Source organism: Parasphingorhabdus sp. JC815 (assembly GCF_040717415.1).
Lineage (GTDB): Bacteria > Pseudomonadota > Alphaproteobacteria > Sphingomonadales > Sphingomonadaceae > Parasphingorhabdus.
The window spans coordinates 322189-331413 of record NZ_JBFEFM010000004.1 but is presented as its reverse complement, the minus strand read 5'-3'; the positions used below and the strand labels follow the sequence as shown (position 1 = coordinate 331413).

10 protein-coding genes are annotated in these 9225 nt (G+C 51.7%); 3 read left to right on the top strand and 7 right to left on the bottom strand.

What is annotated here, in order from left to right:
* Nucleotides 1-241: 241 nt before the first annotated feature.
* The 3 genes from AB1K62_RS11525 to AB1K62_RS11515 all read left to right on the top strand — a co-directional run bounded on the left by AB1K62_RS11525 (nt 242) and on the right by AB1K62_RS11515 (nt 3088).
* Nucleotides 242-862: a hypothetical protein gene (locus AB1K62_RS11525; RefSeq protein ID WP_367003684.1), complete on the top strand. Its 621-nt coding sequence runs from the start codon at nt 242-244 to the stop codon at nt 860-862.
* 103 nt (nt 863-965) lie between these two features.
* Nucleotides 966-1682 (top strand): response regulator, encoded by a 717-nt coding sequence (locus AB1K62_RS11520; protein WP_367003683.1) that lies wholly within the window; start codon nt 966-968, stop codon nt 1680-1682.
* Nucleotides 1679-3088, top strand: a complete 1410-nt coding sequence (locus tag AB1K62_RS11515; protein ID WP_367003682.1) for a HAMP domain-containing sensor histidine kinase — start codon at nt 1679-1681, stop codon at nt 3086-3088. Before AB1K62_RS11520 ends, AB1K62_RS11515 begins: the two co-directional genes overlap by 4 nt.
* On the opposite strand, the gene AB1K62_RS11510 is transcribed toward AB1K62_RS11515, so the two are convergent.
* From AB1K62_RS11510 to AB1K62_RS11480, 7 genes are all read right to left on the bottom strand, one after another.
* Nucleotides 3085-3951, bottom strand: coding sequence for a flagellar motor protein MotB (locus AB1K62_RS11510; protein ID WP_367003681.1), 867 nt, complete (start codon nt 3949-3951; stop codon nt 3085-3087). The genes AB1K62_RS11515 and AB1K62_RS11510 overlap by 4 nt on opposite strands.
* 2 nt (nt 3952-3953) lie before the next feature.
* The gene (gene motA / locus AB1K62_RS11505) at nt 3954-4817 is read right to left on the bottom strand and encodes a flagellar motor stator protein MotA (RefSeq protein ID WP_367003680.1); all 864 of its coding nucleotides are present in this window, start codon (nt 4815-4817) and stop codon (nt 3954-3956) included.
* An 89-nt stretch (nt 4818-4906) separates the two neighbouring features.
* Nucleotides 4907-5722, bottom strand: coding sequence for a hypothetical protein (locus tag AB1K62_RS11500; protein WP_367003679.1), 816 nt, complete (start codon nt 5720-5722; stop codon nt 4907-4909).
* A gap of 14 nt (nt 5723-5736) precedes the next feature.
* Nucleotides 5737-7068, bottom strand: a complete 1332-nt coding sequence (gene flgK, locus AB1K62_RS11495) for a flagellar hook-associated protein FlgK (RefSeq protein ID WP_367003678.1) — start codon at nt 7066-7068, stop codon at nt 5737-5739.
* A complete protein-coding gene (locus AB1K62_RS11490) occupies nt 7065-7400 on the bottom strand; it encodes a rod-binding protein (RefSeq protein WP_367003677.1) in 336 nt (111 codons plus the stop codon). The genes flgK and AB1K62_RS11490 overlap by 4 nt, the downstream gene beginning before the upstream one ends.
* On the bottom strand, nt 7397-8521 hold the full coding sequence (locus AB1K62_RS11485) for a flagellar basal body P-ring protein FlgI (RefSeq protein WP_367003676.1): 1125 nt from the start codon (nt 8519-8521) through the stop codon (nt 7397-7399). The genes AB1K62_RS11490 and AB1K62_RS11485 overlap by 4 nt, the downstream gene beginning before the upstream one ends.
* A 13-nt stretch (nt 8522-8534) precedes the next feature.
* Entirely contained in the window at nt 8535-9224 is a 690-nt protein-coding gene (locus AB1K62_RS11480; protein WP_367003675.1) for a flagellar basal body L-ring protein FlgH, read from the bottom strand.
* Between the last annotated feature and the right edge of the window lies 1 nt (nt 9225).

Genomic DNA, 9225 nt, shown 5'->3' with positions numbered 1-9225 from the left:
GATATAATCCTGAAATCATAATCATGCTTTGCACCGGCTTAGCTGTTGATCTCGAGTATTGAGCGATCTTACGACACATTGCCGCAAACTTTCTATTAAATGAACGGTTCGCAGCAGTTGATACAATTTGCGACAATTTTATCCTGTTTTGACAAACTTGCGGGACATATTGCCTTTAGAACGATGTTCATGGCGGCCAACAAGGATCGTCTTCCATATTGAATGGACAAGGATGAATATTATGAGAAAGACAATTTTGATTTCCAGCGCAGCAGCGCTTTTGGTTGCAGGCGGCACTGCAATTGCGGCCCCGGGCAAAGGCCTGATGCGGGCTGATACCAATAATGACAGTCAGGTAACTCGCGCTGAAATGACCGCTGCATTGGAGAAGCGGTGGGAAAAAATGGACGTGAACAAGGATGGTCAGCTTTCCAAAGCTGACCATGAAGCCCGCCGTGCACAGCGTTTCGCAGCAATGGATACCAATGGTGACGGAGGCGTTTCCCAAGCGGAAATGGATGCCTATCGCGCCAAACGTAAAGCGGCACGCATTGCGCGCGCTGATGTTGACGGCAATGGTATGTTGAGCCCCGAAGAACTACAAAATATGCGCGGCAAGCGCGGTGGCAAGCATGGCGGAAAACATTGGGGCAAAGAAGGCCGCAAAGGCAAGCGCATGATGCACCAGATCATGAAAGGTGACAAAGTGATAAGCAAAGCCGAATTTCAAGCGGCGGCAATGGCGCGTTATGACAAAGCAGATACGAACGGCGACGGCATAGTCACCGCCCAAGAGCGCAAGGCCGCCCGTGATGCACATCGCAATGAACGACGCGCGAAACGGAATAAAAGAGGCGGTTAATCCCTGAACCACTCTTTTGTGAACGGATCACCGGCAACATCCCTCCCCCCTTTGACAGCCGGTGGTCCGTTCTTTTTCGGCCAACCTGTGTTAGGGCTGCTTTATGTCAGGACAGACGCATATACTTTTAGTTGATGACGAAGCCACATTGCGGGAGCCATTGGCTGAATATCTAACAAAACAAGGCTTTCGTGTTCAACAGGCCAGCGACGCAAGTCAGGCGCGTTCGGTGATGAACGCGTTTAATTTTGACATAATTTTGCTCGATATCATGATGCCCGGCGAAGATGGCCTTAGCTTTTGCCGACATGTGCGCGACAAAACCGAAATACCTGTTATTTTCATTAGCGCGAAAGGCGAAGAACTGGACCGCATCGTTGGCTTGGAACTGGGCGCAGATGATTATATCACCAAACCGTTTAGTCCGCGAGAATTGGTCGCACGGATAAAAGTCGTGCTGCGGCGAACCACTAATGGGAATGGTTTGCAACCGGGAAGCGGGACTATTTACCAGTTTTCCGGGTGGACATTAAAAACTGATCAACGCAGTTTGACCGATCATGAGGGCGTAACGGTTCCGCTGTCTAGCGGCGAATATCAGATGCTTTTGGCATTGCTTTCGCGAGCCGGCCAGGTGCTGAACCGTGATCAATTGCTCGACATTACCCAAGGGCGTGAGGCGCATGCTTTTGACCGCGCCGTTGATAATCAGATTAGCCGCCTGCGCCGCAAGATAGAGGCCGACCCTAAAAACCCGGAAATAATCAAAACTGTGTGGGGTGGCGGATATGTTCTTGCGGGTGATGTTAAAACATTATGAAACGGTTGCTCCCTAAAAATCTGGTAGGGCAGCTTTTGGCGCTGGTCGCTTTTACGCTGCTCATTGCCCAGGCGATCAATATCGCATTATTATATCGCGGAGCGCAGAATCAAAAGATGGTAGAAGCATCGGTTTCTGCTGTCGTCCGGATTGCAGGTGAAATTGAACGGATTGACGAACGGGGATTTCGAAAACCCCGTTACCGGCGCGACGGAACTGCGAGATTCCGAAGATATCGACCCAGCGTAACCGAAGAAAGTGCCCTTGGTGCGGGACACAAGCGTTTGTCCGTCGCAGAAGAGCGAGCTGCTAGAGCTTTTGAGAATTTGGGTGTTAATTTGCAGGCAGTAAAAGTCGCACGGGTTGATACGCTTCCGCTCAATATGAAGAACAGCGTTATTGGTATGCGCGGAGAGCGGCGGCGGTTAAGGTCTGTCGGGTATCACAAAGAATCCGATAAAATTGACGGTTTCATTATCATTTCCGCTCAACTTAAGGATGGAAAATGGCTGAATATCGCATCGGCCATTCGACATAATAATCCCCGGCTTATCAGATCACTGCTGTTTCAGACGGTGGTTATATATCTGATATTGCTGATCCCGCTCATCTGGCTGGGCCGCTATATATCGCGTCCGTTAAAAGCTCTTACACAAGCAGCTGAAAATTTTACACCGGGTTCGCGTGCACTGATTAAAGAAATCGGACCGCCAGATACAAAACATCTCATCGCCGCCTTTAATGAAATGAACGAAAGGGTGGGGGCGATGTTGGATGAAAAAGATGTCATGCTCGGGGCGATCGGGCATGACCTACGCACTCCGTTGGCCGCGCTGCGTGTTCGTGTGGAAAACATCGAGGATGACGATGAGCGCGACCGCATGATTTCCGGGATTGACGATATGGACCGGACGCTGGACGATATTCTGTCGCTATCCCGACTGGGTAGATCCAAGGAAACAGCAGAGAAAACCGATATCAGCGCTCTGATTGAAACGGTTGCAGACGAATATAATGACATGGGCGCGGATGTTTCATTCACACGGAGCGAGCGGATAACGGCTGATATCCGCGCGACACTTATCCGGCGGGCTTTACGCAATTTAATCGGCAATGCTGTGAAGTATGGCAGGAAAGCTGTTATCTCTGTGGATAAGACAGTTAATAAACCTGATGATAAGCTGGTGATCCATATTGATGATGACGGTCCCGGCATTCCGGATGATAGGATTCCCGCTATGTTTGATCCGTTTGTTCGCGCCGAGCAATCGCGCAACCGCGAAACCGGCGGATCGGGATTGGGGTTGACGCTGGCGCGTGCAATAGCCCGGGATCATGGCGGTGATGTGGTGCTTGAAAACCGTGCTGAAGGAGGCTTGCGAGCTTCGCTGATACTTCAGTCTTAGCGGGGTGTTTTTTGCCAGCCCAATGTAATGGAGATCCGGCGATTGCGCGGATCATAAATATCATTCGGGGCATAGGGCTCCCGGTCTGCGACCCCTTCAATCCGGGCGAATGCTTGCGCCTCGATCCCGTTTTGCTCAAGCGCCTTGCGGGTTGCCTCGGCCCGTGCGGTGGATAGCATCCAGTTGTTCATCGTGCGTCCGGATGGAAATGGCAGCGCATCGGTATGCCCCCTTACCATCAAGGGGTTGGACACGGGCCGAATGGCTTTGGCTACTTCGACCAGCAACCGGCGTGCCGGAGGCAGCAATGTGTCAGTCGAAAGCGCGAACATCGAAAAATCGGATTCATCAATCAATTCTATCCGTAAGCCTTCCCGTGTTTCGGTGAAACGGATATTTTTGTTCAGCTTTCTAAGCGACTGATCCTTATTGAGCCGTGCTGCAACGCGCTGTTTTATTTTTTCGAACTCTTCCCGGTCCTGATGCTTCAGGGATTTGAAACCCATGTTACTGGCGGCGCTACTGTCTTTGGGAGTGGGGATTGCCTGCGCTCCGATCTGTCCGGCGCTGTCACGGTAATCCTGATCGGAAAGAATTGAATTACCGCCAAAGAAGTCCTTCCCGCCAGCATTATTCTTTTTCATTTCGACCAGTGTCGGTGTGAAATATTCTGCCAGCGCCTTTCGCCCTGCCTCGTCGGTTGAGCTTATCAACCACATCAGCAGAAAAAATGCCATCATTGCGGTAACGAAATCGGCATAGGCCACTTTCCATGCCCCGTTATGATGGACAACGGGGGGCGCAGAAACAATCTTTTTGACGATTATCGGTCTTTGATTGGATATATTGTTACCGCGCGCCATATTTAATTCCCGCGTATTCCGTCAAACACATCGGAGAAGGCAGGCTGGTTGACCTGTAATAAACCGGAGCGTGCAGCCTCAATTACCAATGGCTGTGGATGACCATAAAGTGAGGCGATGATTATCTGTTTTACGACATGATAAATCGCTCCGTCACTTTCGATGACCTGCCGCGCACGGCTAGCCATCGGGCCAACCAGCCCATAAGCCAGCAACACACCCAAAAATGTCCCAACCAGAGCAGAACCGATCATGGCGCCCAGGATTTCCGGCGGCTGATCAATTGCGCCCATGGTTTTAACCACACCAAGAACCGCTGCGACAATACCCAGCGCAGGCAAAGCGTCAGCCAGATTCTGAAGGCTATTAACGGGAGCAATGGCTTCATCATGGTTGGTTTTGAGGCTGTTATCCATCACCTCTTCAACCGCATGTGTGTCGAGCGTGCCGGATGATACCACCACCAGCCGAAGCGTATCACAAATCAGGGCGATCAGTTTTTTATCGGCCAAGAGATGGGGATATTCAGCGAATATCAACGATGCTTGCGGGTCTTCAATATGTGGCTCCAATGCCAAGGGACCATCTGCGCGTAATATTTTCATCAGTTTAGAGACGAGAAAGATACAATCAAGAAAGTCGGATTTGCCATATTGCGGCCCTTTGAAAACCTGCACAACTCCGCCCAATATGGCTTTGAGACCAGCAATATTATTGCCGATTATCAGGCCGCCAATAGCAGCTCCGCAGATTATTCCCATTTCAATGGGCAGCGCGAGCATGACCGCACCAATATCACCGCCGGAAAATGTGAATATCCCAAAGACCATGACCAAGAGGATGACGATACCGATCGCTGCAAACATTCATGATTCCTGTCTAAGATTTTCGGGCCGGTTTCCTGCACTACGCAGCCATCCGCCCTGTTCATAAAACGGATCGATCCGGCAGGTTTTTAGCGGATTTGGTCAAATAGGGAGGATTGCTGGATCCGGGTATATATCGCCTGCGCTGCTTCTAGGTTGATAAGCAGATTCTGTACCTCGGTAATGGCAAGGGTCAGGTCGGTTTCTTCCAGCGATGCACGATATTCGCTTATGTCAATCCGGCGGTCCTCAAGCCGAGCTGCGCCCTGCAGCAACCTGTCGGTTTCTATGCCATGATTGCCCAATATATTGGCTGTGATACTGCTTTGTAAACTCAGCGGGTTGAGCAAATTACTGCGCTGATTTGCATCGCCTATGCGAATGGTGTTTGCGATAGTGATGAGTAAGGGTTCCAGTGCGGCAAATTCTGCTCTGGATGGCGCTGCATTGACAGTCACATTTTCATCAATCGGTATCTCCAGTGGCGGATTGAGGCTGAACAACGGGCGTCCGAACGCATTTTCCTGATCCAGCAAACTTGTAATAGTTTGCCCGATGCTTTCGATTTCTTGAGCAATAGTCTCCCGGTCATCTAGGGATACCGTGTCGCCGCTGGCCAAAACCAGAAGTTCGGTTGCTCTGGATAATTGGGTATTGATTTCGGACATAGCTGCATCCGCCTGCCCTGCGATAGACAGTCCGCGATCAATATTGCGTAGCCATGCTCCCATATTGGCCTGTACCTTTGCGGTATCGGAAATTTGAGCCCATGCGGCGGGGTCTTGCGAAGGGCGGTCGATCCGCCGTCTTGTAGCAATTTGTTCCTGACGGTCGGCAATGCGCTGTGCGAGTTCTTGTTGTAGCAGAACATCATTGGATGGCCGGATTCGATTCACGGATTGCATCAGAAATTCCTTTTCTAGAATATAGCCAGAACGCTTTGCATGGTTTCGCGGGCAACCTGAATGACGCGGGCAGAGGCGTTATAAGCCTCTTGAAAACGCAGAAGATCAGCGGCTTCCCGGTCAAGATTAACGGAAGAAAGATTGTCGCGTGCATTACGCGCGGCCTGATGCTGCGTCATGGCGGCGACATTTTCGTTTTGTGCGGATGAGGTTGTAATGGCTTGCGCGCCGATAATATTCGTCCACGCCTGTTCAACGCCAGCCGGTCCGCGCAGAGCCGCGAAATTTGTGATATTGCCATTGGCAGGTCCGCCCGGCAAAGCGAGTGCCAGGTCGGCCGGATCATCGGAAAGCAGTATCAATGCTGCTGCCCCGCCCGTGGCGTCAAGAAGCGCCGGGCCTGCTGTCCCGCCATCTGTTTCCCCGGCTGCCTGCCAGCCGTTTACATCAGCGGCAAATTGGGTAGCCAGATTATCGAGTTCCGTGCGCCGGTCTATATTGGTGTCAGCGCTTAAAACCAGAGCGGCTAACGATCCGCGCGAGGGGGCGGTCACAGCCGCTCCATTGATGACCAGCCCGATGCTATCATCACCGCCAACCGCAACCGACACAGAATTGACCTGACCAATATCAACCATTGATTGCCCATCATAGTCGATATTTGCGACACCCTTGTCGGCAAAGCTGATTGTTACATCCATACGTTCGCTAATCACGGCAAGCGCAGTGTCACGCTGATCCAGCAAAGCTGCCTGTTTTATTGATCCGTCAGCAGCGGCGCGTAGACTAATGTTGGTCTCGGCGAGATTATCCAGCGCCTCATTAAGCGTGGTCACTTCTTGCTGCGCCGCACCAATAATCTGGCCCGACACGGTCGCAAGATCGTCCGCAGTCCGGTTGATAACCGTAACAGCGGAATCAATATCGCTGATAAACTGGTTGCGTAATATGCTATTAAACGGTGATCCGGCCAGTTCTTCACCCATGGCAAAAAGCGCAGTCAGTTTGGCCCCGACCCCATGGTCACTATCATTCAGGGTGGTTTCAACATTTGCCATCCAGCGCGCCCGCGTTTCCGCGCCATAGAGCGATGCTCCGGTCAAACGGACATTGGCTTCCAGAAAAGGATCGGCTGCCCTCGCAATCCCGTTCACGTCGACACCGCCGGAATTAAGCTGATTGATGTAATAAGGACTGATTGCACCGGTTGAACCCAGTTCGCCAAGCCTTAGATCACGGCGCACATAATTGGGATTTTCTGAATTGCTGATATTGGACGAAACCGTTGACAGGGCCTGTTGGTAAGCACGGATGCCTGATAGGCCGATGGAAAATATATCGCTCATAATCTGTCCTTCCATTGTGTGATCAGCATGTCAGCAATGCCCAGACCCTTTGTAGGTGGCCCTTTTTTCGGCGCCCCATTTATATGGGCGCTATTACTCTTGGTCATTTCTTCAGCTACGCGGGCATCCATCATGTCGCGGAATTGGTCGCTGCCATTATTACCCATCAGATCGTCTCCAAGGCTGGCCTGGCGCATGGCACCAATCATGCTACGCACAAATATCGCTTCAAAAGCCTGTGCGGCTTGTTCCAGATCTTTTCGCTCCGTAGATACGCGTGGCTGTAACGAAGAGGGGGTACCGATCGACGCTGCTGCTGTTGAATTCGTCATTGGATCAATAACTCCGCTTTCATCGCTCCGGCTTGTTTCAGGGCTTCCAATATTGCGACTAGATCGCCCGGCGTGGCACCGATTGCGTTGATCGTTTCGACTATCTCTGCCAGAGAGGCACCACGATTAAAGTTGAACATCGGAGCGTCCTGTTCCTCAACCACTATGTCACTATCCGGTTCGAGGGCGGTTTTCCCTTTACTGAACGGTGCGGGCTGAACAATCATCGGATTTTCTTGGATTTTGACGGTCAGCTTGCCGTGACTGACCGCTGCCGGAGTGATGCGGACCATGTCATTGATAACGACTGTACCGGTGCGGGCGTTTACGATGACACGGGCGGGTGCTTTTGCAGGTGTGACCTCGATATTCTCGATCAGACCCATTTGCATTATACGATTTGCCGCACCCGTTTCGGTACGGATCTGAACAGATACGGCGTCAATAGCTATGGCAGTAGCGGCCCCCAACTTGTTGTTAATGGCATCGGCTACGCGTAATGCAGTGGTTAAATCCGGTTCAGCAAGATTGAATGTCAGGTCTGGCGTATTGGCAAAGCCGGTCATGACGCTGCGCTCTACCGTCGCGCCGCCCGGAATTCGCCCTGCGCTGGGAATATTGATCAATGTCCGCGAACCATCATTGGCTTCAACACCAAGGCCTCCGACCGCCAGATTGCCCTGTGCCATGGCATATATCTGCCCATCAGCACCGCGCAGGGGCATCATAATCAATGTTCCGCCGCGCAAGGATTTGGCTTTGCCTAACGCCGATACAGTAATATCCAGCCGTTGCCCCGGCTTGGCAAAGGGCGGCAGTTCGGCCGTAACAATAACGGCTGCTGCATTTTTAAGGGTGGGATTTACGCCCGGCGGTAGCGTTAGTCCAAATCGTGAAACCGTGCCCTTAATCCCTTGAGTGGCATATTCGAGATTATCATCACCCGTTCCGGCCAGCCCCACGACCACACCATAGCCGGTTAACTGGTTGGTGCGTAGACCTTGAAAAGTACCAATATCCTTTATACGTGCGGCGTCCGCTGGATTTGTCGAGAACAGCACCGCAACCATCGCCATGCCGAACAGCATTCTGGAGAAACAGGATGACAAACGGATCTTCATAATATTCATCTGGCTAAAAAGGTGAAATGGTGGAAAAGAATTTCTGCAACCATCCCTGTTTGCTGGCGCGGGCAATTTCTCCGGAACCGGCAAAGCTGATCTTTGCATCGGCTACCCGGGAGGATAATATACGGTTATCCACACTGATATCGGCTGGACGCACGATACCGGTCATCTGGATATATTCCTTTCCGCGGTTCAGGTTTAGCAATTTCTCGCCCTTCACTTTCATGGTGCCATTGGGATATACTCGCGCAATCGTGACACTGATTTCACCAAACAGGCTGTTTGTCTGTGCAGCCCGTCCAGATCCAGAGAACGACTGATCGCCGCTAATATTTATGTCGCTGGGGTCAAAAAATGCCAACGGCCCGGTTGTGGGTGGGGATAGGCCAAAGCCTCCGCTCTTGCTGGTGGATGCGCTGTTGCTTTTGCTTGCTGTTGTGCGCTCGACAAGCTGGATCGTAAGAACATCCCCCACCATGGCAGCGCGCATCCCGCTAGTTAGCGCAGCATAGCCGTTTGTAGCCTGAAATATGGCGCCGTTATTTTGCGAAATAGCGGTATTTTCGGGCGCGAAAACAGGCTCAAAACCGGGCTGCGGCCCATCCTTGGCTCCACCAAAACAGGCTGATAATGCAAAGATGGCAAGTATGACGGCCCCGGATTTCACCAGCTTGTTGTTTCTCGGACTGCTTTTCATC

Excerpts from the sequence above, each read along its gene's own strand:
- motA (WP_367003680.1), bottom strand. The coding sequence starts at position 4,817 with ATGTTTGCAGCGATCGGTATCGTCATCCTCTTGGTCATGGTCTTTGGG.
- AB1K62_RS11525 (WP_367003684.1), top strand. The coding sequence starts at position 242 with ATGAGAAAGACAATTTTGATTTCCAGCGCAGCAGCGCTTTTGGTTGCA.
- AB1K62_RS11500 (WP_367003679.1), bottom strand. The coding sequence starts at position 5,722 with ATGCAATCCGTGAATCGAATCCGGCCATCCAATGATGTTCTGCTACAA.
- AB1K62_RS11490 (WP_367003677.1), bottom strand. The coding sequence starts at position 7,400 with ATGACGAATTCAACAGCAGCAGCGTCGATCGGTACCCCCTCTTCGTTA.
- AB1K62_RS11485 (WP_367003676.1), bottom strand. The coding sequence starts at position 8,521 with ATGAAGATCCGTTTGTCATCCTGTTTCTCCAGAATGCTGTTCGGCATG.
- AB1K62_RS11510 (WP_367003681.1), bottom strand. The coding sequence starts at position 3,951 with ATGGCGCGCGGTAACAATATATCCAATCAAAGACCGATAATCGTCAAA.
- AB1K62_RS11515 (WP_367003682.1), top strand. The coding sequence starts at position 1,679 with ATGAAACGGTTGCTCCCTAAAAATCTGGTAGGGCAGCTTTTGGCGCTG.
- flgK (WP_367003678.1), bottom strand. The coding sequence starts at position 7,068 with ATGAGCGATATATTTTCCATCGGCCTATCAGGCATCCGTGCTTACCAA.
- AB1K62_RS11520 (WP_367003683.1), top strand. The coding sequence starts at position 966 with ATGTCAGGACAGACGCATATACTTTTAGTTGATGACGAAGCCACATTG.
- AB1K62_RS11480 (WP_367003675.1), bottom strand. The coding sequence starts at position 9,224 with ATGAAAAGCAGTCCGAGAAACAACAAGCTGGTGAAATCCGGGGCCGTC.